The organism is Aquimarina pacifica (assembly GCF_000520955.1).
Taxonomy (GTDB): domain Bacteria; phylum Bacteroidota; class Bacteroidia; order Flavobacteriales; family Flavobacteriaceae; genus Aquimarina; species Aquimarina pacifica.
In genome coordinates this window covers 162,853-188,071 of the sequence record NZ_JACC01000001.1, presented here as the reverse complement: position 1 = coordinate 188,071, position 25,219 = coordinate 162,853, and the positions used below count along the sequence as shown (strand labels likewise).

Sequence of the window (25,219 nt, the reverse complement as noted above, 5' to 3'; positions counted from 1 at the left end):
CAAAGGTGTTTATAATTAGATAAATTCAGTGCAAATAATAAAATGAAAACATTTATAACAGTAATATTCAATGTCATTAGTAGTGTTGTGGTCATTTCATCACGATAGGGGATATTGATATATATAGCATACAGGACTCCCTTCAACAATTGAAGGGAGTTTTTTATTAACTGTTAATTTTTTAAAGCATAATTAATATTAAATAAAAAATTAACAAATAGTGATTGTAAATAATAAGTGTATAATGTATTGGAAATCAGTTGTTAATGGTTGTTGGTGGACTATTGGATATTGTAAGGGTATCAGATAATGGTTTATGATTTCGCCTTAACAAAATAATTTTACTCTAGTTTATTCATTGCGATGGATATACGGTAAAATTTTAACTAAAATTTTAAATAATTCGTAAAAAAACCACATTCAAAAAGGATGGACATTAATAAGTACAGTAAACAGGTTACACAGGACGATACACAACCAGCAGCGCAAGCAATGTTGCACGCGATTGGTTTGACAGATGAGGATTTTAACAAACCATTAGTTGGTATTGCTAGTACGGGCTATGAAGGGAATCCATGTAATATGCACCTAAATGATCTTGCCAAATTGGTGAAGAAAGGTACATTAGAAGAGGATGTGGTCGGTTTGATCTTTAATACTATTGGAGTTAGTGATGGTATTTCTATGGGAACGCCAGGAATGCGTTTTTCGTTACCATCTAGAGATGTGATCGCTGATTCGATGGAAACAGTGGTTCAAGCAATGTCATATGATGGTATGGTAACAGTAGTAGGATGTGATAAAAATATGCCAGGTGCCCTGATGGCAATGTTACGATTAAATCGTCCTTCTATATTAGTATACGGAGGAACAATTGCTTCAGGTGATCTTAATGGCAAGAAATTAGATGTAGTATCGGCTTTTGAGGCATGGGGAGAAAAAGTAGCAGGAAGTATTACTCAAAAAGAATATAAAAATGTAATAGAGAAAGCTTGCCCTGGTGCAGGTGCATGTGGTGGTATGTATACTGCTAATACAATGGCATCAGCAATAGAAGCTTTAGGGATGTCTTTACCTTATAACTCATCTAACCCAGCTATAAGTAAGAATAAAGAAGCAGAGAGTATTGCCGCGGGTCGTGCAATGCGTGTTCTTTTAGAAAAAGATATTAAACCATTAGATATTGTAACTAAAAAATCTTTAGAAAATGCGATTCGATTAGTTACTATATTAGGAGGGTCTACAAATGCTGTATTACACTTTTTGGCAATAGCAAGAGCTGCAAATGTAGAATTTACACTTGCCGATTTTCAAAGGATCAGCGACGAGACGCCATTTTTGGCAGATCTCAAACCAAGTGGAAAATACTTAATGGAAGATGTACACCGTGTAGGAGGTATTCCTGCGGTATTAAAATATTTATTGAAAAAAGGATTGCTACACGGAGACTGTTTGACAGTTACAGGAAAAACATTGGCAGAGAATTTATTAGAAGTTCCAGATCTTGATGAAGGTCAGGATGTAATAAAGCCATTAGAAAATCCGATTAAGGCAACAGGACATCTTAGAATTATGTTTGGTAACCTAGCAGAAGATGGATGTGTTGCTAAGATAACAGGAAAAGAAGGATTACGTTTTCAAGGAAAAGCCAAAGTGTTTGAAGGTGAATATGCCGCTAATGATGGTATTAGAGATGGTAAGGTAGAAAAAGGAGATGTAGTCGTCATTAGATATGAAGGGCCAAAGGGAGGTCCGGGAATGCCAGAAATGTTGAAACCCACCTCTGCGATTATGGGAGCAGGTCTTGGTAAAGATGTTGCGTTAATTACAGACGGAAGATTTTCTGGAGGGACACATGGTTTTGTAGTAGGTCATATTACTCCAGAAGCACAAGAAGGAGGAGTTATTGCATTGGTACAAGATGGAGATGTGATTACAATTGATGCCGAAACCAATTCTATTACCGTTGATATTGATGAGGCAGAAGTAGAGAAAAGAAAAGCACAATGGGTGCAACCAGAATTAAAATTCAGTAAAGGAGTTCTTTATAAGTATGCAAATACAGTATCCTCTGCATCACAAGGATGTGTAACAGACGAGTTTTAAAAGGTAGTTGTTCTTATATGAATGAGTTTCCTGATAGAAATCAGAATTCAAAAAAATAAAAATATTCAGAATCGCCAAATAAAGGTTTTGTCTGAATTCATAAAATAAAAGCGTATGCAAACACAAACGCAAACACAAAAAAAAGAAACGAAAGTGACAACAGGTAGAATGACAGGAGCAGAAGCAGTAATACACTGTCTGTTAGCAGAAGGAGTTGATCTAATTTATGGATATCCTGGAGGAGCAATTATGCCAGTATACGATGAATTATATAAGTTTCAGGATAAATTACATCATGTACTAACAAGACATGAGCAAGGAGCAACACATGCCGCTCAAGGATATGCAAGATCAAGTGGTAAAGTAGGTGTCGCTATTGCAACATCAGGACCTGGAGCCACAAATTTTGTTACCGGAATTGCAGATGCGCAAATAGACTCTACACCAATGGTATGTATTACAGGTCAAGTAGGATCTCATTTATTGGGTTCAGATGCCTTTCAGGAAACTGATATTATAGGGATATCAACGCCAATTACCAAGTGGAATCATCAAGTAACAAAATCAGAAGATATTCCTGAAGTACTGGCAAAAGCTTTTTATATAGCACGTTCTGGACGTCCGGGACCTGTTTTGATTGATATAACTAAGGATGCACAGTTCGGTGAATTAGATTTTGAATATAAAAAATGTAAAGGTGTACGTAGTTATAAGCCGGTTCCAGAAACAGATCCCAAAAGCTTAGTTGATGCAGCGGCTCTTATAAATAGTGCTAAAAAACCAATGATCGTTTTTGGTCAGGGTGTTATCTTAGGAGAAGCGGAAGAAGAATTAAAAAACTTTATCGAAAAATCAGGAATTCCTTCAGCTTGGACTATTCTTGGTCTTTCGGCATTACCAACAGCGCATCCACTTAATGTTGGGATGGTAGGTATGCATGGTAATTATGGGCCTAATAAGTTGACGAATGAATGTGATCTATTAATTGCTATTGGGATGCGATTTGATGACCGTGTTACGGGTAATCTCGAAACGTACGCCAAACAGGCCAAAGTAATCCATTTTGAAATTGATCCGGCAGAGATAAATAAAAATGTAAAAGCTGATGTAGCTGTAATGGGAAATGTAAAAAACACATTGAGCGACATTATTACTAAGATTGATACAAAAACATACGAACCTTGGTTAAAAGAATTTAAGGACTTTGATACGATTGAGTATGACAAAGTAATAAAAGAGGAACTATATCCATCAAAAGAAGGTCTTTCTATGGGAGAAGTTCTGAGAGGAATTAATCAGGAAACAAAAGGAGATGCTATTATTGTTTCTGATGTTGGACAACATCAGATGATCGCTTGCCGCTATGCAGAGTTTACACAATCAAAAAGTAATGTAACCTCGGGAGGTTTAGGGACAATGGGGTTTGCGTTGCCGGCAGCAATTGGTGCAAAAATGGGAGCTCCAGAACGCGAGGTTGTTGCTATTATAGGTGATGGAGGATATCAAATGACTATCCAAGAATTAGGAACCATATTTCAGACCAGGGTTCCTGTAAAGATTGTAGTTCTAAATAATGATTTCCTAGGTATGGTGCGCCAATGGCAACAATTATTTTTTGACAAAAGATATGCCTCTACAGAAATGGTAAACCCTGATTTTGTTACAATAGCAAAAGGATATCATATCGAAGCCAAACGAATTACCAAAAGAGAAGACTTACAAGGTGCAATTGCAGAGATGATTGCATCAAAAGAGCCCTACTTTCTAGAGGTATGTGTAGAAAAAGAAAATAATGTATTTCCAATGATCCCAACAGGGGCTTCAGTTTCGGATATACGATTAAGTTGAAAATAGGTGCGATAAGATTTTGGTTGTTGAATCAAAGTTTTAAAATACGTTGGAATTAAAATTTTAGTTCATGAAAAAAGAATGCTACACGATATCAGTGTATACAGAAAATAATGTAGGATTGTTGAATAGGATATCAGCAATTTTTTTGAAGCGACATATCAATTTGGACAGTATGACCGCTTCGGTATCAGAAATTAAAGATGTTTTTCGATTCACAATTGTTGTAAAAATAACAGAAGAGCAAGTAAAAAAATTAGTCGGACAAATAGAAAAACAAATAGAAGTAATAAAAGCATTCTATCACACCGACGATGAGACTATATACCAAGAGACTGCTCTTTTTAAAATATCCTCTAAATTGTTATTTGAAGATAGAAATATCCAAAATGTCATAAAAGATAGTAATGCCAATATAGTTACTGTAACACCAGAATTTTTTGTTTTAGAGAAAACAGGAAGACGTAAAGAAGTTGCAGCACTTTATGGACAGCTAGAACCTTTTGGTTTAATGCAATTTGTACGTTCTGGTAGAATAGCAGTAACAAAAGATCAAATGCATATTTCTAAAATATTAGAAAGCTTTTCAACCGAAACAGCATAATAGACGTGACTATTTTTCTGAAGATATTTCGGGAATACAGTACATAAAACAACTAAAAATCAAAATTAAATAGATTTCCCGTTAAAAGGAAGTAACCACAAATTAAGTAAGAAATGGCAAATTATTTTAATACGCTATCATTAAGAGATCAGTTAACGCAACTGGGAAAATGTAGATTTATGGATTCCTCTGAGTTTTCAGATGGGATTAATGCTCTAAAAGGAAAGAAAATAGTTATTGTTGGCTGTGGAGCTCAAGGACTTAATCAAGGATTGAATATGAGAGATTCAGGTCTTGATATTTCTTATACATTACGTGAAGCTGCAATCAAAGAAAAAAGACAATCGTTTTTAAACGCTTCTGATAATGGATTTACCGTAGGAACATATGAAGAGTTATTACCAAATGCTGATCTTGTAATTAATCTTACCCCAGATAAGCAACATACAAAAGTGGTAACCGCCGTTATGCCATTAATGAAAAAAGGAGCGACATTAGCATATTCTCATGGTTTTAATATTGTTGAAGAAGGAATGCAAATTCGTGAGGATCTTACTGTAATTATGGTTGCACCAAAATGTCCTGGTTCTGAGGTAAGAGAAGAGTATAAAAGAGGATTCGGAGTACCTACTCTGATTGCTGTGCATCCAGAAAATGATCCACAAGGCCTAGGTTTAGCTCAGGCAAAAGCATATGCAGTAGGAACAGGAGGGGATAGAGCAGGAGTGTTAGAGTCATCTTTTGTAGCAGAGGTAAAGTCTGATCTTATGGGAGAGCAAACAATTCTTTGTGGATTGTTGCAAACAGGGTCTATTCTTTGCTTTGACAAGATGATAGAAAAAGGAATTGATGCCGGATATGCTTCTAAATTGATTCAGTATGGATGGGAAACTATTACAGAAGGATTAAAATACGGAGGAATAACTAACATGATGGATAGGTTATCTAACCCGTCAAAGTTAAAGGCATTTGAACTTTCAGAAGAATTGAAAGATGTAATGCGTCCTTTATTTAATAAACACATGGATGACATCATTCAAGGAGAGTTCTCTAAGACAATGATGGAAGATTGGGCAAACGATGATAAAAACTTGTTATCATGGAGAGCTGCAACAGGAGAAACAGCATTTGAAAAAACTCCTGCTGGTGATGTTGAAATTTCTGAACAAGAATTTTATGATAATGGAGTGTTGATGGTTGCTATGGTAAGAGCTGGAGTAGAATTGGCTTTTGAAGCAATGACAGCCTCAGGGATTATCGAAGAATCAGCATATTATGAATCATTACATGAGACGCCATTAATTGCAAATACAATTGCACGTAAAAAATTATTCGAAATGAATCGTGTGATTTCTGATACAGCAGAATATGGTTGCTATTTATTTGATCATGCTTGTAAACCATTACTTGCCGATTTTATGAAAGGTATTGATACCGATGTAATAGGTGCAAAATATGATGAAGGTAAAAATAATGGTGTCGATAACGCTAAATTAATAGAAGTTAATGCAGCCCTTAGAAACCACCCTATAGAAGTTGTGGGAAGTAGATTAAGAGCATCAATGACAGCTATGAAACCAATAGTATAGTACAAATACATACTGTTTTAGATAAAAATAAAGGTTTTTACTCTTTATTAATGAATACCATTTATTCTTTGAGTTCAGAAAATTCAAGAAGAATAAATGGTATTCTTGTTTTATGCTGGTTTATATATACAAGGGGCGTTAAGTATTAAAAAAATATAAAATGAAGGATTTAGAAATTAGAGATATACCAGAGAATCACTCAAAAATAATCTCTAAGTCAGAAGAAATTGGTTTTACAATGCCATCTGATTTGTACATCGGTAGTTTGCTTAAAACATTGATATGCTCAAAACCTAAGGCAAATATTCTAGAACTAGGGACTGGGATTGGTTTATCTTTATCTTGGATGGTTGACGGATTAGACCAGGGGTCTACAATTACAACTATTGATAATAACCCCTCCTTAACTGCTATAGCAAAGGGTTTTTTTGGAAAAGATTCTAGAGTCAAGATACTTTGTGCAGATGCTTCTGAATGGATTAAATCATACACTGGGGAGAGTTTTGATTTGATTTTTGCAGATGCCTGGCCAGGAAAATATAGCGAAATAGATGAAGTTTTAGAACTAGTAAAAGTGGGTGGTTTTTATATTATTGATGATATGGATACTCAACCTAATTGGCCAGTAGGGCACCAGGATAATGTAAACCTGTTGGTCCAATATCTTGAGAAAAGAGAAGATTTTAACCTTACAAAAATGAATTGGTCTACTGGGTTGATAATTGCCGTAAAAACCAAATAAGTATACACTATGAGTGCTACACCAGTTTCGTATTTTCCAGAACTAAAAGATATACAAAAAGCAGCATCTGTGATTAAAGGGATTTCAATTGTTACACCCTTGATGAGCAGCTTGAGATATTCAGCTAAATATGATGCATCTGTTTTATTGAAACGAGAAGACTTGCAACAAGTTAGATCCTATAAAATAAGAGGTGCATATAATAAGATTAATTCTTTATCAAAGGAAGAATTAAAGAAAGGTGTTGTTTGTGCTAGTGCCGGTAATCATGCTCAGGGTGTTGCATTCGCATGTAAACATCTAAAAATTCAAGGGACAATTTATATGCCCTCAGTTACACCAAAACAAAAGATAGAGCAAACTCAGATGTTTGGTGGGGATTATGTCAAAATAGTATTAGAAGGTGATACATACGATGACTCTTCTAGGGCAGCAGTTGCATTGTCTGAATCAGAGGGAAAAACTTTTGTTCATGCTTTTGATGATCCTAAAACAATTGAGGGTCAAGGAACAATTGGATTAGAGATTGTTGAGCAATCATGTGACAGTCCTATAGATTATATCTTTGTAGCTATTGGCGGAGGTGGATTAGCCTCAGGTCTGTGTGGTGCGATAAAAGCATTGTCACCTACCACAAAAATTATTGGTGTAGAGCCAGAAGGAGCACCTTCTATGCTTACCTCTATAAAGAATAATAAGAATACAAAGATTTTTAATATTGATAAGTTTATAGATGGAGCAGCTGTTCAGAAGGTGGGAGATTTAAATTTTAATATTTGTAAAGATTATATTTCTGATGTATTGGCTGTACCCGAAGGGTTGGTCTGTCAAGAAATACTAGATTTATATAATAAGGATGCTATTGTAGTAGAGCCGGCGGGTGCACTTACGCTAGCGGCTTTAGAATTTTATAAAGACAAAATTAAAGGTAAAAATGTAGTATGTGTTGTGAGTGGTAGTAATAATGATATCACTCGAACAGCCGAAATTAAAGAAAGAGCTTTACTATATGCAGATTTAAAGCATTATTTTATTGTTCGTTTTCCTCAAAGGGCAGGAGCACTAAAACAATTTGTGGGAGAGATTTTGGGGCCTAATGATGATATCACTCATTTTGAATATTCTAAAAAATCAAGTAGAGAAAATGGACCAGCGGTTGTTGGTATAGAATTAAAGGATAAAAATGACTTAAAACCTTTAATATATAGAATGAAAGAACATAATTTTTTTGGAGACTACTTGAATGACAAACCGGATCTTTTTCAATTTTTGGTCTAAAAAATGAGATAAATTCAATAAAACACCTGTTTTTTTGTCATTGTGTAAAAACCTGTGAGCCAGTCTTTTATTGCTTAAAGCATAAATTTTGTTTAAAAAAAACGTCTAATTGTGTTTTTTATCGATATATTCGCACAGTTAAACGATAAATTAAACAAATATTATGAAAAAATTTTTACTTATTGCCGCAGTTGCTTTGTTAGGTATTAATGCTACCAATGCACAAGTTAGATTAGGTTTAGGAGTTGGTTATGCTTTACCTTCTGGAGATATTTCTGATATTGTAGATGGTGGTATTTCTGCTCATTTTGAATTAGGGTATGCCGTAACTGAAAGTATTGACGTTTCTATCTTGTATCAAGGTGATTTCCTAGTAGGCGCAGATGTAGACGGATTGTCTTACGGAAACGTTGCTGTTGGTAGTTATATGCTAAATGGTCGTTACTATTTTACAGAAGATGGTTTTAGACCTTATGGTAGTCTAGGTTTAGGTTTGGCAAGTATAGGAGCAATAGAAATTGGTGATACAGAAATTGATGGAGGTGCAAGTACTTCTAATTTTGCTATTCGCCCAGCATTAGGATTTAAGTACGGAGTACTTAATATGAATGTAGCTTATCTAAGTGCTGGTAAAGTAGGTGATGGGTCTGTAGGAGATATTACAATAAACTTAGGTCTTTTATTTTCTTTTGGAGGATAAACTATATACGCAAAGAAATAGGTCTTAAGAAAGCTTAATCCCTATTTTATAAAGCGTTAAGCAATAATAAAGAAGGACTTCTCAATTTTTGAGAAGTCTTTTTTCGTTTTAGATAAATTCGGGCAAGTTCAAAATAATATAGGTGCTAGATCTCACAAAGTTTTCTTATTTTTTTGAGTACTATGATAACATCTTTGATAACTTTGATATTTTTGGTTAATAATGTTTAATTGTTAGTGGATATATGCATCTATACAAAAGAGTAATAGTTCTTGTTTTTCTGTGTTTTTCTGAAGTACTTTTTTGTCAGCTCAGATTACCTTCTTTTTTTGGTGATAATATGGTATTACAGCAAAAGGATAAGGTTGCTATTTGGGGAAATGATGAGCCAAACACTTCGATTGTAGTTATAGGAAGTTGGGGAAAAGATGCTAGTACAAAAACGGATAATGAAGGGAAATGGAAGTTGAAAATTGAGACACCAGAAGCTGGAGGACCTTATTTTTTAACAATTACAGGAACCAAAAAAATACAATTCAAGAATGTTTTGATAGGTGAGGTGTGGTTTTGTTCAGGTCAATCTAATATGAATATGCCTGTACGAGGCTATTCTAATCAACCAATACAAAATAGTAATGAAGAAATTCTTAATTCTACTAATTCATCTATTCGCTTGTTTAATGTTGAACGTAATGCGAGCTTAACGCCTCTTACAGATGTTAACGGGTATTGGGCAGTATCAAAACCATCCGAAACCAGAAATTTTAGTGCCGTGGCTTATTTTTTTGCAAAAAAAATGAATGCGGTTTTAGATGTTCCTATAGGTATTATACATTCATCTTGGGGAGGCTCTAAAATCCAGGCTTGGATGGATGAAGAAACGGTTTCACAATTTGATTTTCTTACCATTCCTGATCATATTCCGGAAGAAATTAAGAAAAAGAGACAATCCCCTACATTAGTTTTTAACGGAATGATAGCCCCAATAATTGGGTATACAATGAAAGGGGTTCTTTGGTATCAGGGAGAGTCAAATAGATCAAAACCAAAGGAGTATAAAAAAATGTTTCCTGCTATGATAAATTCATGGCGACAGAATTGGAGTCAGGGAGATTTTCCGTTCTATTTTGTACAGATCGCCCCTTATGAATACAGAAAAAAAACAAATGCTGCTTTTCTTCGTGAAGCTCAAATGCATACCATGCTAGAAGTACCAAATACCGGTATGGTGGTTACCTTAGATATTGGTGATTGTAACTCAGTGCATCCAAAAGAGAAAAAAGCAATTGGTGATCGATTGGCATATTGGGCATTATCCAAGGATTATAGTATTTCGGGGATATCCTACAGTGGGCCTGTCTATGAAAAAATGGAAAATACAGAGGATGCTAAAATTAAACTGTTTTTTGATTATGCGAAGTATGGTTTATACGCTTTTGATAGGCAACTTACAGGTTTTGAGGTTGCCGGAGCAAATAAAGTATTTTATCCAGCAGAAGCTATCATTAATGAGGATAAAACAGTAAGTGTTTGGAGTGATGCTGTAGAGAAACCAGTTGCTGTAAGGTATGCATTTGGTAATTGTATTACAGGCACATTGTTTAATACAGCAGGATTACCTGCGTCTTCTTTTCGAACAGATGATTGGTGAAAAAATAGAAATGACTAGTAGTAACAATTAATTACTTCTTTTCTTCTATTCTAAAATCTGCAAAAAGAACGTTTTCATCTCGCAATTGATCCGATCTTTTCAGACTTCTATAAATTCCCCACTTTGGTCTTATAAAAATGGCTTCAGTAGCCCACATCCTAATATAGTTGTTAGAATAGTCGAGAATTTCTTTTTTTGTTTTTGTGTCAATAATTCGAATATGGTATTTACCTTTATTTCCATCAAGAAAAGTAATAGTCTCTTTTACTTCTACCCATTTGCCTCTAAATAGATTTAGTTTTACAGTAGCTAATTTTGATGTTTCTGTGCCAGAAAAATGACATAGTTCTAATTTGTCAGGATCTCCTCTTCTTGCCGTCAATGTGATAATAGGTTTTTTTATAATGCCGCCAACACATTTGAGTTGATGCAAATGTGTAAATCGCTTAGAGGCCTGAAAATTCTCATCTAGTTTGAACTTCCATGAATATTCGACAGTTTCTCCTAAGGTGGCTTTAAGAGAGTCAGGAGAGGCTTTGTAAGCTTTTATCTCGTTACGTTGTCTATCAAATTTTTTACAACGGTCATTATCATCATTAAGATGAATAACAAACTTGAATACATTTTTATTAAGTTCTTCATCGAACACTTCAGAGATATGGTCTCCGAAAATAGAATGATTATCACAACTTTTTCTTTTGATTCCTGGCGCTTCTATTGGTTTGTATCCAGGCGCAAGGGCTCCGGATATTAACTCATAAGTATCACCAGGTCCATCTGCGCTTAATATTACTTGTGCCTCTATATACGTACTAAAAAGAAGTAAGAAAACCAGTAATTGGGTATCTATTTTAATTAAAAAGTGGTCCTTCATTTTTATAAAAATCATTTCAAATTAAAAATATATATATTGTATAAACAGGCTTAAGAATTTACTAGTTGGTCAAATATGTGTTTTTAAATAAACGAACTCATACTGTTTTTGTGGTTAATGAGATTATCTGATGATTCTTCCGCTTGTATTACCTTCGATAATATGAAGAATTTCTTTCTCCGTAACTAGATTAGCATCTCCTTCTATAGTGTGTTTTACTGCACAAGAGGCATTTGCAAACTCCATTGCTTTAAGGTCATCGAAGTGTAATAATCCATGAATTAACCCCGCAGCATATGCATCTCCTGTACCGATCCTATCGACTATATGTGTTATTTCTAACTCTCTGGTTTCAAGAAGTTCTTTTCCGTTCCACATTCTTGATATGATTTTATGCCAATTAGCATTTAATGATTTTCGGGTTTTATCTGCTATTTTTTTAATGTTAGGGAATGTGTTTATTAGCAGTTTACTGGCATCAGTAAAGTCTTCATTGCTGTATGAATATGTCGTGCCCAATAATTCATTAATTTCATTAGGCCCTCCTATAAAGATATCAGAATATTCAATTAATTCTTTAAGCACATCCTTAGCGTCCCGTCCATAGTTCCAAAGATCTTTTCTATACGCTGGATCTGCAGATACCGGAATTCCTTTTTGCCTTGCTAATTTTAGACCTTCTTTAAGGGTTTGATATGCATTCTCTGTTAGGGCAGGAGTGATACCAGTCCAATGAAACCAGTTACAGTCCTCTAGTATGGCCTCCCAATCGACCATAGAAGGTTCTATATGACAAAAGGCAGAGTGCGCTCTATTGTAGGATATAGTACTCGATCGCATTACAGCACCAACTTCTAAAAAATATATTCCTAGAGGGTGATTTAAAGAAATAATATTTGACGTGCCCACTTCTAATTGTCTGAGGTAACTTTTTACGGCTCTACCTATAAAATCATCTGATACCGCAGTAACATATTTTGTTTTATTTCCAAATTGAGATAAAGAAATAGCCACATTGGCTTCTGTTCCACCAAAGTAATATTCTAGCTGATTGGATTGTCTTAATTTTTTATTTCCCAATGGAGTAACACGCATTAAGATTTCTCCAAAAGTTACTACTTTATTCATGTTATATACTTTAGTAATAGTATTGTTTAATCCAACTAGTTCAAAAAAAATATAATGAGTGCTATCTTATTAAGAATAAGATGTTATTTAAAAAAATCAATATATTTTTCGGTCTTTAAATACTTACATCATAAAGTTCTAATACACATTGTGGACTTAAAAAATTAGTGATGTTTACGATCGTCTAATATAAGGGTTTTAGATCAAAACGTGTTGTTTTTTTACTCCTGCGATAGCAGTTTTATGCATTCGATTTTTTTTAAGGCTAAAAAGTGTTATTTCCTAAAAAAAAGTTAAATCTAGATTGTGTTTTTGTTGATTGGGTTGTATTTAGAAAGCTAATAATTGAGTTCTTTATTAGGTGTTTTTTATTGTAGAAATCACCTAGTTTTATGAATGCAATTTTATAATATAAATTAGTGGATATATCTGATAATACGAAAAAATGGATAAAAAAAAATACCAGTTAAGTTTTTTATCAGAAGGATAAAATCTTAATTGGTATTTTACTATACAGTCTTCAATGACTTATAATGGGTAATTATTAGAAAATCAATAAATTATTTTCTAACCTCATTAACTATTGCTAATGCATTTTTTACATCTTGCTCAAGTTTTGCGTAATCTTTATTTGCTATAATTTCTTTAGAAATTAATTTGGATCCCATTCCTACACAAGTTACTCCTGCATCAAACCATGCAGATAAGTTTTCCTTAGTTGGTGCAACACCACCTGTAGGCATAATGCTTGTCCATTTACAAGGCCCTTTAATTCCTTTTACAAAATTAGGTCCATAGATGTCTCCAGGGAATAATTTAACGATTTCGCAGCCTAATTCTTCTGCTCTTGCTATTTCTGTTAATGTACCGCAACCAGGAGACCACAATACTTTTCTTCTATTACAAACGATAGCAATATCTTCTCTTAGTACAGGAGTAACGATAAAGTTAGCGCCTAATGCCATGTATAGAGACGCAGCAGCAGCGTCTGTTACTGATCCAACACCCATAATCATTCCTGGTAATTCTGCGATTGCATATTTGGTAAGTTCACCAAAAATTTCATGAGCAAAATCTCCACGAGCTGTGAACTCCATCAAACGAGCACCACCATCATAACAGGCTTTTAATACTTTTTTACTTAATTCTATGTCACTATGATAAAACAAAGGAATCATTCCTGTTTCTTTCATAGCTGTAGCAACTTCAATTCTTGAAAACTGTGCCATTGTATTGATTTGTTTTTTTAAAATTAAGATGCTAAACTATGCATGTCTAACATCTTAATTTTTTAAATACTATTATATTATTATCTGGCAACTCTACCAGATGCATCTCCACCCATTAATTTCTCTACTTCAGAAACAGTAACAAGGTTAGCATCTCCTTTGATAGTATGCTTTAAGCAAGAAGCAGCAACAGCAAAGTCTAATGCATTTTGATCATCTTCTGGGTATTTTAATAATCCGTAGATTAGTCCACCCATAAATGAATCACCACCACCAACTCTATCTACGATATCCGTAATTTGATATTGACGTGTTTCGTACATTTTCTTACCATCAAATAAAACTCCTGCCCATGTGTTATGAGAAGCAGAAATAGAACCTCTTAATGTGGTAATAACTTTTTTAGCTCTTGGAAATTTTTCCATCATTTGCTTACACACAGATAAAAAAGCTTCTGCCTTTACATCATGTCCTTGTGTAGTAATATCAAGACCTTCTGGTTTGATACCAAAATGTTTCTCAGCATCTTCTTCATTTCCTAAAATAACATCACAGTATGATGTCAATTCGGTCATAATTGCTTCACGATCTCCACCATACTTCCATAATTTAGCACGGTAGTTTAGGTCAGTAGAAATAGTAACACCCAGCTCACTTGCAGCTTTTACAGCTTCAAGACAAGCATCTGCTGCTCCTTGAGAGATTGCAGGAGTAATACCCGTCCAATGAAACCATTCAACATCTTGAAATACTTCTTTCCAATTGATCATACCAGGCTCAATTTCTGCAATTGCAGAATGCGCTCTGTCATAGACCACTTTACTACCTCTAGATACAGCACCAGTCTCTAAGAAATAAATTCCTAAGCGATCTCCACCATAAATTATTTTATCAACACCTACGCCTCTTTTGCGCATTTCCATCATGGCACATTCACCAATGTCATTTTTTGGCAATCTTGTAACAAAGTCTACTGGAACTCCGTAGTTAGCTAAAGAAACTGCAACATTGGATTCTCCACCACCATAGATAGCATCAAATGAATTTGCTTGAGAAAATCTTAAAAATCCCTGTGGAGCTAATCGCAACATGATTTCTCCAAAAGTTACTACTTTTTTCATTATTTATTTTATTATACTGTAATTTTTGATATGTATTCAGAATAAATATCTAAATGCCATATTGTTGTTCTGTTACAAAATGTAATGACGAACACAATATGACATTTAGAAATCTATTTGATAATATATACTTTGATATTAACTAAATGTAAACCACTATTAAGATATACTGATTAGTTGGTTGTTCATTTGTTAAAAGCCATTATTTAAATTCCTAAAGCTTGTCCTCCTCCAATTTGGATCGTTTCAGCTGTCATAAAAGCAGCATCATTACTCGCTAAGAAAGAAACAACAGAGGCTACATCTTCTGGTTGACCTAATCTTCCTAATAAGATGTTATTTTTCCATGAAGCAAAAACTTCTGGCTTCGTTGATTTAATTTGTGCATGGAAAGGAGTATCAATTGTACCAGGTGATACTGCATTTACTCTAATACCATATTCAGCTAAGTCTTTTGCTAATCCTCTAGTTATTGCGTGAACAGCTGCTTTAGAGGTTCCGTATATTCCGGCACCTGGTCCTCCTGCAGTCCATCCTGCATTAGACGTATAGTTAATAATAGAAGCGCTTTCTCCTTTTTTAAGGAATGGAATAGCAGCTCTTGAAGCGAAAAATGTTGAGTCAAGATTTAATGCCATTACAGATCTATAAAATTCTGTTGTCATTTCTTCAAATCTTGATCTTCCACCTAATCCACCAGCATTATTTACTAGTACATCAATTTTACCATATTTTTCTCCGATCGCATTGATGTTTGAAGTTACTGCCTCTTCGTTAGTAACATCAAAACCATAATACTCAGCTGTAATACCAGCATCAGTAAGTTCTTTTACTCTTTCGGCTCCTTTATCGTCCTCTATACCGTTTAAGATAACAGTATATCCATCTTGACCTAATCTTTTTGCAACTGCAAAACCAATACCACCAGTGGCTCCTGTTACTACGGCAACTTTTTTCTCTAAACTCATTTTTTTTATTTAATTATATTTATGTGATTAATTGTTTTTAAAATTATTTTCTTACTGGACCTATATTTTTAATCAATACAAAGATAGATAGTACACCTAAAACAACAGAAACGCATATTGCAACGAATGCAGGTGTATATGAACTTGTAGTTATTTGACCCACAAACCAGTTCATAATCATAGGTGAAACTGCGGCTACTGTACCAGCTAATCCTGCCAGAGTACCTACAGATGGTCCTCTAAACAAGTCACTAGAAATGGTTTGAATATTACCAATAGCAAATTGGAATCCGAATAACGCAAGTCCGGCTAAATATATAAATAGCATAAAGTTTTCTTCTGTAACTAGCGTAATAATTGATACAAATGCTATTAGAATTAAAAGACCTCCTACAGCGATAGTAGCTTTTCTTGAAGTATCTACAGAAAACCTTTTCATTAATGCTTTTGTAAACATTCCTCCTAATATACTACCTACAGCAGCCATTAGATAAGAAATCCAAATACTTTTTGTTTCTTCTATATTTGAACCAAATTTAGCTGCTAAATATATCGGCATCCATCCTACAAAAAACCACCAGATAGGTTCTATAAAAAATCTACAAAGTAAAACACCCCAAGATTCTTTATGACTTAATATTTGCCCTAAACTTAATCCCTTTTCTTTTACAGTATTTACCTCTTCAACTTTATCTATTCTATCATTTAGAATAAGTTCTCTTTCTTTATCTGTAATCCAAGGGTGGTTTTCTGGTTTTGCCTTGTTTATAAATAACCAAGGAATTACCCAAAGAATACCAATTGCTCCTAATATGATATAGGTTGTTTTCCAACCATATGCAGCATATAGTGCTATAATAATAAATGGTGCTATAACATTACCAATAGAGGCACCTGCATTAAAAATACCTTGTGCTATTGCACGTTCTTTAACAGGAAACCATTCTCCATTACTTTTTACAGCTCCTGGCCAGTTACCAGCCTCACCTAAACCAAGTAGAACTCTAAAAATAGAAAGACTTACAAGGCCTCTTGCAAATGCATGTAGTACAGAAGCTACAGACCATACAATAATTGAGACTGTAAATCCTAAACGTGTACCTATCTCGTCATAAAGTTTTCCGGATGCAAATTTACCCAATGCATATGCCGCCATAAAGAAGTTAAGCATAAAGGCATAATCAGAATTGTCCATGCCTAGATCTTTTCCCATCTCAGGCCATAATAAAGCGAATGCTGTTCTATCAATATAATTTATAACGGTAGCAAGAAAAATTAATACAATTATCCACCAACGTAATCCTTTTAACTTTTTCATGTGATTATTGGTTTTGGTGTGGGATATCTAAAAAATCTTCTCTAATAGGGCTATTTGCATCATAACCAATCGTTTGATGGGTTGTGTCTTCTGCAGCCTGCTGCCAAGGCTTTTCTTTTGTTTCTAAGACTTCACTCTTTATTTTTGAGTAACTCATTGTTTAATTAATTTAATTTTAGATTATAATTCCCAGTCCATTGATATTCTTTTTCTTCAATGGTGATTTTATGTGTTTTATTACTGTCATGTGATTGATTTGACAGCATTAAAGTATATTCTTGACTGCTTTTGAATATTATTTGAACAATTGTATATTCTTTGTTAGCGACTATTAATTGTATGTCTTTAATATCAGAGTGGGGCTTCTTAACAGATTCTAGTTTTGGATCAAAATCTCCATGTGGCTCTATAACATTAACAAAAGTATGATTACTTTTTCCTTTTTCTCTGATCATATAAGATGGATCATTTCTAAGATTAAAATTAGGGTCATTTGCTCCTAATTTTGAAAAAATCATCTTACTTCCAGAATTAATAAGGCTGGAAATAGAGTAGAAGGTGTTTTTATTTAACCAAGTAAGTGTTGCTATTGTATTATCACTGGTACCTTCAGCCAATTTCCACAGATGTTGATATCCGTTATTAGTACCTAATGCTTTTAATGGATTTTGTTGTACATACTCAAAGTTTGTTTCCATAACATGACCTTGATACATGAAGTTAAGGTCATATTGATGTGATTTATCTGATCTAAGATTATATACATCAACAATAAAAGGAGGTCTTTCAGACTTTTCATCTTTGACCATAGCAATAGTTCGTTGCATTTCAACGCCCTCATATCCATTATTTTCAATAGCACTTACCACCTGAACATTTTCATTTTCAAGATGCGAAAATACGAGTTTTGGACTAATTGTGCTAGATTTTTTTACATTCGCTCCAAATTGTGATTTTTCATCGATTGTAACGGTATTGTGAGCAATGGTTTGTTTTGCCCAAGTTTGGTTTTCGGGTAAATAACGTCCACCGACTTTAGACTCGACATTAAGAAATCGTGCGGCTCCATAATCCTGAAGAATTTCTTGTTTTCCATTGTACATGAATAGGGAGAGTCTATCAAAATGACCATGTCCCATTCCTTGTGATGCAAACTTGAAAATAGCATTTAATTTGCCATCCTTCTCATTGGGCATTCTAAATAATGCTAAACCACCATCTTGTCCTCCATTACCATCTTTAATAAGCATTGAGTTTTTAACGTACCCAGTATCTGTGTAGTTTTCTAGTCCTTTAATTACTTGAAGACCTGCACTAGAAATACTTACTTGTTGATGTTTTAATATAACAGGTAGAAGTGCACTATCTTTATAATATGCATATGCAATATTGCTAGCAAATACCATTTCGCCTGTTAGATAGTTCTTTTCTTTTAAGGCATCATTAAAAGGTAAGAAAGCTCCGTTTTCATCTGTAAGTTGTAAAACAGTGGTCACTGCTTTACCTAGTAATTGATTTCTATGCTCGAAGATTTTTAAATCAGGTTGATTGTTTTGAATCGCCTGCGCAAATACCATAAATGGCATCATTGCATATCTTTGATAATAAGGACCTTCAGAATAGTAACCATCAGGAGAGAAGAGCATATCGATTTGTTTCAAAAAACCAGTTTCTTTATCTTTGTTACTTCCATATAATGCACGGTCCACCATATCTTGGTCGTCTAATACATATCCTGTCATACCGACACCCGCAACAGCCCACGTTCCATGATTATGAATTCTATTAAAAGTATCTTTAGAATCTACACTAACAAATTCTACAACGTTCCTAAAAAGTTGATCTTCGATAATTTTTCTGTCTTCATCATTTACGGTATCGTAAATTAAGTCATATGCCTGAATTGTATTTACAAGCCATACGCTTTCATTAAGACCTTGCCAGAATAATTTTCCCGCAGGGTGATTTTCTTTACTTTTTGGGTGAAGTGGTAATTTTGGATACATTGCAGCATATTGCAATAGCATATCGATTACAAACTGAGCATATTTTTTGTCATTAGTAATTTGATAGCTAAGACCGGCCGAATACATTTCATGGTAGTTACGCTTATGCTTTTCGTGCGTATAGCCACCACCTGGGTCTTTTGGTAAAGGTACTTCTATTCCATTTGTTATAGCTTGATCAGCTGTTTCTTGAGATGCAACATAAGATGCTTGAAGAATTTTATCAGAACCGATTAAAGTTCTTATTTCTTTTGCATCTGCGGAAGATAATCCTAAGATTGGATATTTTGAAGTGGTTATTGTTTCTTCTGTTGGTTCCTGTTCTTGATTTCTTTTACAATTAAAAGAAGTAATACTAAGGACTAAGGCTAGGAGTAAACTACCTAGCCTTAATCTTATAGTATAGTTAGACTTATAAGTCATTTAACTATTTTTATATAATTGGTTTAATTGTTTTTTACCCTTGATCTTTCCAGAATGTTTCATCTGTAAGAGAAGAAGGTGTATAATTAACGGCACCGAATTCTGTTAATACTTTATCAGTTACAATGATCCAATCATAACGTGCAGATCTAGGAATGTCATCACCACCACTACCTGCAGTTAATCTTAAATGGAATTGCGCAAAGTTAGCAGCACTATCCATAAAACCGTTAAGCTCTACAGCAACTAATACCCATTCTCCTCCTGTATCATCAATAAGTTCTCCATTTGATTCTCTACGTTGTGCACTTGCAGTACCTAAGTATATTTTGGTTCTTGAGTCATCTCCGTCTAGTCTTACCCAGTAGTGTAATACAGGATTACCTCCGAATCTACCATCAGCATCATTCATTGCTGCAGATTCAGCTGCTTGCTCAGGAGTACTAAATCCATTACTTTCATAACCATATATGTATGCCAATGTACTTGTAGTAGCTGCAGGGTAATCTATTTTTAAATGTGTAGTTCCAAATGGTACAGTAGCTCCCGCAAAACGTGGTTGATTTGCTTCGTCTGAGTCAACCGATAAAACCACCTGTGCAGGATCGTTTTTCGCATCTCTTACAGTACTTACATCATCATCATCAAAATCGTAATATTCGTAATATCCACCATTAATATATCCAACATCTTCTATAACATTTGAATTTCCATCAGCGTCAACAAGAGAAATATCATATAAACCTGTAGGTGTTGTGTTTGGTATCACGAATTTTAGAGAAGTAGCTTCTACTTCAGTTATCGTAGCAATAACATCGGCTGCACCATCATTAACACCGTCACCTGCAACACCATCAGATAAGATTACCTGTGTCGTAAGGTTAAGATCAGAACCTGATAATAAAACCTCACTGTCGAGATGCATTATTCTTGGTCGTGAAGAAATCTCTGGTAACGGCACAATAATTACATAACCATTGGCAATAGTTTGTGATTGTTCACCAGCACTTGTAATATAATTAACAACAACATCAACTCCAGCTTCACCAATGTCCTTTGGGATATTAGGTGTGCTTACTACCACTGCAGAATTATCTTGAAATTCTATAGTTGCATCTACACCTCCAAAAGTAACAGAAGTAACTGTACTAAGGTTTGATCCTTCAATAGCTACTGTTTGGTTTACAATTGTTTCATCAGGAAGCGTAGCAGTGCTAAACTCAGGGTCAGGGAATGTTACAGTTAAGGTTTCTGCTGAAGTAGCTTCGAATACAACTGGTTCTTCACTATTATCATCTAAAAACAATTCATTCTGAAGTGTTATTTGTCCAGAGGGATTATCTGTGGTAACCTGTAAAACTATTTTGTTAGCTCCAATTCTAGAGTAAATGATACATTCAGTACCACCAATAAAGGCCTTATCAACAAATTGCAAGAATTCACCTTCTACCTCAATCAGTCCTAAAACATCAACCGATGTAGGAGAGAAAGAAGTAATTACAGGGGTTTCTGAATTAATATCTTCAATTGTTTGTTCAACTTCAATATCCGCATCACAAGAGGATATCGCAAACATTAGCACAAGTCCAAAAATAAGTGAACTGGCTAACACTTTTCCGAAATACGTTTTTGGGTTTTTCATAGTGTATAGTATTAGTATTATTTTTTTAATTTAAAATTTAATCCGATTTGCTTAGTGGCATCTGCATTTTTGATCAATGGCGACTTTGCACTCGGCTTGAAATTATTTTTGTCTTCCCACTTTGGGTTTTTATAATATATATCTTTTGATGTGGCACCATCAGAAATTTTCATAGTACCGACATCAAATAATAAGCAATTATTAATTGTATTTTTTGTTCCTGATAAATGTATAGGTTGTTTTATTTTTATACTGTTTTCAAAAACAGAGTTTTGGATGCTAACATTACTAATTCCTTTCGTTCTTAAAATTTTACCTTTTTCTTTGTTAGCTATATTGCTAAAGATACAATGGTTAACTATAAGTTTTCCTGCGTCAATTGATTCATTGCCACCTCTGTAATAATTAAGCGCCCAATCTTCAATGTTTTTAAATACAGTATTATCAATTACAAGTATTTTAGCATTGAATTTACCTAAATCATCTTTTTCTGAAGCGAGGTTAAGACCTCGAAAAGAATTTTCTAACCTTGAGTTCGAAATGCTAATAGTGTCTGCAATTGTTCCTTTATATGCTTTAAAAATACTACCACCATTCTGATTTTTAAAATCATGAATATAACAACTCTTTATAGAAAGAGAATAGGGGAGCGTTTCTCCTTTATCAGGAGATACTATCGCATATTTAATTGGAGTGGTATTATAACCTGTTAGCTCAAGATTATTCAATTTAAGAATATTTCCTTCTGTAACTCTAAAAATATAATTAGGTGTTTTTTCTAACCCACTTTTAATCTTTAAAATCGGTTTCTTAACAGAGTCGATACCTGTTATGGTAATATGCCCTGTTATTTTAATTCCTTTTTCAAGAGTGTATTCGCCTGCTTTTAATTTTAGAGTAGCACCAGAAGGGGCTTTTTTTATAGCCTCTCTTAATGTACTAATACCAGGTTCTACTTCTATAACTTGGTCACTTAAAATAACCTTAAGTGGTTCTACAATTGGTTTCCAAGTTTGTGGACCAACTTGCATAGTCAAAGCTTCTGGTAATGTTTTATTGGCAAGGTTATAAGCCCCAGCAATCAAAACATTTCGCTTACTTCCAGTAATATCTATGCTCGGAGCATTATCACTTACCTTAGTAGCTTTTAGCTTTGCACCATTAGATAAAGAAGGCACTAAAAGAGATTGATTAACTAAATCCCATTTCATATCAATTGGGCTAAAACCATTTTGATCAAACGTATTGTTTGTATCGATATAATTATTAGAAAAAGTAAACCCTTTTAGACTGTCAAATACTTCTGCTATTTTTCCTCCATTACTATTAGAAATAATATTATTTGCAAAAATAGTATTAATAGGTGCTAAGGAACGTTCATCGTCCTTGCCAGCACACAATTGTATAGGAGAAGAATCTATAATAGTATTATTCTGAATATCAACATTGTTTACTTGATGGTATCTATTCAAAGGACTGTTGGGTACCGCATTCATGACAACTATAGGACTTCTGAAGCCAGAACCTGCAAGACCAATCATCAGATTGTTTCTGATAATATGACCTGCATTAATTACACGTATACCACCAGTCTTAGGCTTTTGATTTCCAATAAAAACATTTCCTTCTACTAATGCTCTATTGCCATGTCTTAGCGTTAGAACTCCTTCACTTTCTAGAAATAAATTATTCCTAAAAATATTGTCACAGCTTTTATTAGAAATGATCTCTACTTCTCCGTTACATTTTTGAAACGTATTATTACGTACTAATGTTCGAGATGAGGATAAAGATGTCTGACTTGTACCTATTCTAATAGTTTCACCACCATTTGTTCCCAAAGGAGGCCTTCCTGCAAAATGATTATACTCAATAATATGGTTGTTATCAATATGGGATTCTCCCTTTAGCCATACCACAAGTACAGGACCGTTATTGGTTTTACCTTTGAAATAATTACGATCTACTTGATTGTTTTTTCCCCAAAGACCTATGTAATTGTACTTTTGTGTTTTTACAGTAGGGTTATAATTGGTAACTGCACATTCTGTAATACGTGAATGAATGGCGAATTCTTTGGAGTTTTTTCTAAAGCTTAATACTGCTTTTTCAGAAGTATATCCATTTTTAAACCATAATCCTTTTACTACTATAAATTGACCTGCCATTTTAAGGTGTGAATCCCCTGTGAATATTACTTCACCAGAAGTTTCTGCTTCAATGGTAATAGGTGAATCTTGCAAGCCTTGACCAATAACAACGAGTTGTGCGTTGTTCCATTCTCCATTTTTGAGAATTATATGGTCTCCCGGTTGCACTTTTTTTATAGCATCGTTGAATTCATCAATATTGGCCACCAAAGTTTCCTTGGCAGCACAATATTGTGAAGTCATCAATAGTATTAAAACTAGTAAACCAATATATGATTTGTTAGCCATCATTTTTTTTAATAACCGATATTTTGACCAATACTTGGGTTAAGATCTATTTCATATTGAGGGATAGGTAATAACAACTTAGTTGTATCTAAACCTCCTGTATATTGTAAATCATCACCTGCATTATACAATGGTTCTGTGCTGAAATGTGCACTAAGAACTATTAGCGTTCTTCCAGTTCTTAATAGATCAAAATAACGATGATTTTCAAAAGCAAATTCATGACGTCTTTCATTCTCAAGTGCTAATTTAAAATCAAATGCTGTAGATACATCTGTTGTTGTAAGTACAGGTAATCCTACTCCGTCACCACCACGATTACGTACCTTGTTCAATTCTGCTAAAGCATCATCAAGAGAACCGTTTTCTTCTATATAAGCTTCTGCTAACATAAGTAATACATCGGCATATCTAATTACAGGCCAATCAACTTCTCCATCTTCCGTAGCTACTAAGTTTTCAGAATTATATTTGATAATGTAGTTAAAAAGTACTTCATTTTCTTCAAGGTTAAAATAACTTTCGGCCAAAGAAACACCTTTTCTTGGATCAGCAGGATCATATGAATTTACCAAATCTACAGTTGGAATGTTTAATCCATCACCATCTCCAAATGTAACCGTTCCTAAACTTCCTCTTGGAGAAAAGTTTGTTGGAAAAGGAGAACCTACACCATTATTACCACCTGAATATCGTACGGCAAATAAAATCTCACTATTAATTTCAGTTTCTGGAGTAAAAAGGCTTGCATAATCATCTACTAATGCGAATTCTCCACTATCACGGATTTCTTCAAGTACTGTTATGGCCTCAGCATAATTTGCACCAGTAGTTAAATAAACTTTACCAAGTAGTCCTTTAGCAGCCCAATTTGTTGCTCTACCTAAGTCATCTTCACCATATGCACTTGGTAATAAAGAAGAAGCATTTACAAGATCATTGATAATGAATTCATATGCTTCTGCTTCAGTTGATCTTGATAATTCAAAACCTTCTTCACCAATTAATATTTCATCTACTAAAACAATACCACCATATAGTCTTACTAGGTTGAAATGCATTAAACCTCTAAAAAATAGCGCTTCTCCTTCTAATTGATTTTTGAATTCTTCATCTTCTACAACATCAAGATTTGCCAGAACACGGTTTGCTAATGCAATTGTTTTGTAGCAAGCTCTATAGTAAGATTCATTAATCGGGTTTGTAGTGTTTAATGTAAATCTATCTAATGTAAATCTATCTACATCATTATTTGCAGATCTATCTGGATCGAGATAGGTGTTGTCTGTACGTAATTCTGTAACGTTAAACTCTAGATTCATAACATTTTGATAACTAGAGTAGGTGCTGATCATAGCAAGTTCTAAATCTTCAGCACTTGTATAAAAGTCTTCACTAACACGAAAAGACTCTGGTTCAACATCTAGGTCGCAAGAGAAGATAAGTAGCGAAAATGCTACCAAGCACGTCATGCGAGTTAATAATCTGGTTTGATATTTAAAAATATTTTTCATTTTTTATATTTTTTCTAATGGTTATCGTAATAAAATATAC

19 protein-coding genes are annotated in these 25,219 nt (G+C 34.1%); 8 read left to right on the top strand and 11 right to left on the bottom strand.

The window, feature by feature from the left end; all coding sequences use genetic code 11:
• The first annotated feature begins 429 nt into the window (after window positions 1–429).
• From ilvD to DZ60_RS0100670, 8 genes are all read left to right on the top strand, one after another.
• Window positions 430–2,106 carry a dihydroxy-acid dehydratase gene (gene ilvD, locus DZ60_RS0100705; protein WP_025739603.1) on the top strand — a complete coding sequence of 559 codons (1,677 nt, stop codon included), beginning with the start codon at window positions 430–432 and terminating at the stop codon, window positions 2,104–2,106.
• Between the two features lie 114 nt (window positions 2,107–2,220).
• Window positions 2,221–3,954, top strand: a complete 1,734-nt coding sequence (gene ilvB, locus DZ60_RS0100700) for a biosynthetic-type acetolactate synthase large subunit (protein ID WP_025739601.1) — start codon at window positions 2,221–2,223, stop codon at window positions 3,952–3,954.
• Between the two features lie 70 nt (window positions 3,955–4,024).
• A complete protein-coding gene (gene ilvN / locus DZ60_RS0100695) occupies window positions 4,025–4,558 on the top strand; it encodes an acetolactate synthase small subunit (protein WP_025739600.1) in 534 nt (177 codons plus the stop codon).
• A gap of 113 nt (window positions 4,559–4,671) precedes the next feature.
• Window positions 4,672–6,147, top strand: a complete 1,476-nt coding sequence (ilvC, locus tag DZ60_RS0100690) for a ketol-acid reductoisomerase (protein ID WP_025739598.1) — start codon at window positions 4,672–4,674, stop codon at window positions 6,145–6,147.
• Window positions 6,148–6,307: 160 nt separating this feature from the next.
• A complete protein-coding gene (locus DZ60_RS0100685; protein ID WP_025739596.1) occupies window positions 6,308–6,889 on the top strand; it encodes an O-methyltransferase in 582 nt (193 codons plus the stop codon).
• 9 nt (window positions 6,890–6,898) lie between these two features.
• Window positions 6,899–8,167 (top strand): threonine ammonia-lyase IlvA, encoded by a 1,269-nt coding sequence (ilvA, locus tag DZ60_RS0100680; RefSeq protein ID WP_025739594.1) that lies wholly within the window; start codon window positions 6,899–6,901, stop codon window positions 8,165–8,167.
• Window positions 8,168–8,330: 163 nt separating this feature from the next.
• Window positions 8,331–8,867 (top strand): hypothetical protein, encoded by a 537-nt coding sequence (locus tag DZ60_RS0100675; protein WP_025739593.1) that lies wholly within the window; start codon window positions 8,331–8,333, stop codon window positions 8,865–8,867.
• Between the two features lie 244 nt (window positions 8,868–9,111).
• Window positions 9,112–10,518 carry a sialate O-acetylesterase gene (locus DZ60_RS0100670; protein ID WP_025739592.1) on the top strand — a complete coding sequence of 469 codons (1,407 nt, stop codon included), beginning with the start codon at window positions 9,112–9,114 and terminating at the stop codon, window positions 10,516–10,518.
• Between the two features lie 31 nt (window positions 10,519–10,549).
• Here DZ60_RS0100670 and DZ60_RS0100665 read toward each other — a convergent pair whose 3' ends face one another.
• The 11 genes from DZ60_RS0100665 to DZ60_RS0100615 all read right to left on the bottom strand — a co-directional run bounded on the left by DZ60_RS0100665 (window position 10,550) and on the right by DZ60_RS0100615 (window position 25,179).
• The gene (locus tag DZ60_RS0100665; protein ID WP_025739591.1) at window positions 10,550–11,392 is read right to left on the bottom strand and encodes a hypothetical protein; all 843 of its coding nucleotides are present in this window, start codon (window positions 11,390–11,392) and stop codon (window positions 10,550–10,552) included.
• A 123-nt stretch (window positions 11,393–11,515) separates the two neighbouring features.
• The gene (locus DZ60_RS0100660; RefSeq protein WP_025739590.1) at window positions 11,516–12,520 is read right to left on the bottom strand and encodes a sugar kinase; all 1,005 of its coding nucleotides are present in this window, start codon (window positions 12,518–12,520) and stop codon (window positions 11,516–11,518) included.
• Between the two features lie 560 nt (window positions 12,521–13,080).
• Window positions 13,081–13,749, bottom strand: a complete 669-nt coding sequence (locus tag DZ60_RS0100655) for a bifunctional 4-hydroxy-2-oxoglutarate aldolase/2-dehydro-3-deoxy-phosphogluconate aldolase (protein ID WP_025739588.1) — start codon at window positions 13,747–13,749, stop codon at window positions 13,081–13,083.
• A gap of 80 nt (window positions 13,750–13,829) precedes the next feature.
• Complete coding sequence (locus DZ60_RS0100650) at window positions 13,830–14,870, bottom strand: sugar kinase (protein WP_025739586.1); 1,041 nt, start codon at window positions 14,868–14,870, stop codon at window positions 13,830–13,832.
• 206 nt (window positions 14,871–15,076) lie between these two features.
• A complete protein-coding gene (locus DZ60_RS0100645; protein ID WP_025739584.1) occupies window positions 15,077–15,838 on the bottom strand; it encodes an SDR family NAD(P)-dependent oxidoreductase in 762 nt (253 codons plus the stop codon).
• A gap of 43 nt (window positions 15,839–15,881) precedes the next feature.
• On the bottom strand, window positions 15,882–17,156 hold the full coding sequence (locus DZ60_RS0100640; RefSeq protein ID WP_025739582.1) for an MFS transporter: 1,275 nt from the start codon (window positions 17,154–17,156) through the stop codon (window positions 15,882–15,884).
• A gap of 4 nt (window positions 17,157–17,160) precedes the next feature.
• The gene (locus DZ60_RS25030; protein WP_161634356.1) at window positions 17,161–17,313 is read right to left on the bottom strand and encodes a hypothetical protein; all 153 of its coding nucleotides are present in this window, start codon (window positions 17,311–17,313) and stop codon (window positions 17,161–17,163) included.
• Window positions 17,314–17,320: 7 nt separating this feature from the next.
• The gene (locus DZ60_RS0100630; RefSeq protein ID WP_025739580.1) at window positions 17,321–19,585 is read right to left on the bottom strand and encodes a heparinase II/III domain-containing protein; all 2,265 of its coding nucleotides are present in this window, start codon (window positions 19,583–19,585) and stop codon (window positions 17,321–17,323) included.
• Window positions 19,586–19,619: 34 nt separating this feature from the next.
• The gene (locus tag DZ60_RS0100625) at window positions 19,620–21,227 is read right to left on the bottom strand and encodes an IPT/TIG domain-containing protein (protein ID WP_025739578.1); all 1,608 of its coding nucleotides are present in this window, start codon (window positions 21,225–21,227) and stop codon (window positions 19,620–19,622) included.
• Between the two features lie 17 nt (window positions 21,228–21,244).
• Entirely contained in the window at window positions 21,245–23,668 is a 2,424-nt protein-coding gene (locus DZ60_RS0100620; protein ID WP_025739576.1) for a chondroitinase-B domain-containing protein, read from the bottom strand.
• A gap of 5 nt (window positions 23,669–23,673) precedes the next feature.
• Window positions 23,674–25,179, bottom strand: a complete 1,506-nt coding sequence (locus DZ60_RS0100615; protein WP_025739575.1) for a RagB/SusD family nutrient uptake outer membrane protein — start codon at window positions 25,177–25,179, stop codon at window positions 23,674–23,676.
• Window positions 25,180–25,219 lie beyond the last annotated feature (40 nt).

Coding starts and splice junctions, on each gene's coding strand:
- ilvD (WP_025739603.1), top strand. CDS start 430: ATGGACATTAATAAGTACAGTAAACAGGTTACACAGGACGATACACAA.
- ilvB (WP_025739601.1), top strand. CDS start 2,221: ATGCAAACACAAACGCAAACACAAAAAAAAGAAACGAAAGTGACAACA.
- ilvN (WP_025739600.1), top strand. CDS start 4,025: ATGAAAAAAGAATGCTACACGATATCAGTGTATACAGAAAATAATGTA.
- ilvC (WP_025739598.1), top strand. CDS start 4,672: ATGGCAAATTATTTTAATACGCTATCATTAAGAGATCAGTTAACGCAA.
- DZ60_RS0100685 (WP_025739596.1), top strand. CDS start 6,308: ATGAAGGATTTAGAAATTAGAGATATACCAGAGAATCACTCAAAAATA.
- ilvA (WP_025739594.1), top strand. CDS start 6,899: ATGAGTGCTACACCAGTTTCGTATTTTCCAGAACTAAAAGATATACAA.
- DZ60_RS0100675 (WP_025739593.1), top strand. CDS start 8,331: ATGAAAAAATTTTTACTTATTGCCGCAGTTGCTTTGTTAGGTATTAAT.
- DZ60_RS0100670 (WP_025739592.1), top strand. CDS start 9,112: ATGCATCTATACAAAAGAGTAATAGTTCTTGTTTTTCTGTGTTTTTCT.
- DZ60_RS0100665 (WP_025739591.1), bottom strand. CDS start 11,392: ATGAAGGACCACTTTTTAATTAAAATAGATACCCAATTACTGGTTTTC.
- DZ60_RS0100660 (WP_025739590.1), bottom strand. CDS start 12,520: ATGAATAAAGTAGTAACTTTTGGAGAAATCTTAATGCGTGTTACTCCA.
- DZ60_RS0100655 (WP_025739588.1), bottom strand. CDS start 13,749: ATGGCACAGTTTTCAAGAATTGAAGTTGCTACAGCTATGAAAGAAACA.
- DZ60_RS0100650 (WP_025739586.1), bottom strand. CDS start 14,870: ATGAAAAAAGTAGTAACTTTTGGAGAAATCATGTTGCGATTAGCTCCA.
- DZ60_RS0100645 (WP_025739584.1), bottom strand. CDS start 15,838: ATGAGTTTAGAGAAAAAAGTTGCCGTAGTAACAGGAGCCACTGGTGGT.
- DZ60_RS0100640 (WP_025739582.1), bottom strand. CDS start 17,156: ATGAAAAAGTTAAAAGGATTACGTTGGTGGATAATTGTATTAATTTTT.
- DZ60_RS25030 (WP_161634356.1), bottom strand. CDS start 17,313: ATGAGTTACTCAAAAATAAAGAGTGAAGTCTTAGAAACAAAAGAAAAG.
- DZ60_RS0100630 (WP_025739580.1), bottom strand. CDS start 19,585: ATGACTTATAAGTCTAACTATACTATAAGATTAAGGCTAGGTAGTTTA.
- DZ60_RS0100625 (WP_025739578.1), bottom strand. CDS start 21,227: ATGAAAAACCCAAAAACGTATTTCGGAAAAGTGTTAGCCAGTTCACTT.
- DZ60_RS0100620 (WP_025739576.1), bottom strand. CDS start 23,668: ATGATGGCTAACAAATCATATATTGGTTTACTAGTTTTAATACTATTG.
- DZ60_RS0100615 (WP_025739575.1), bottom strand. CDS start 25,179: ATGAAAAATATTTTTAAATATCAAACCAGATTATTAACTCGCATGACG.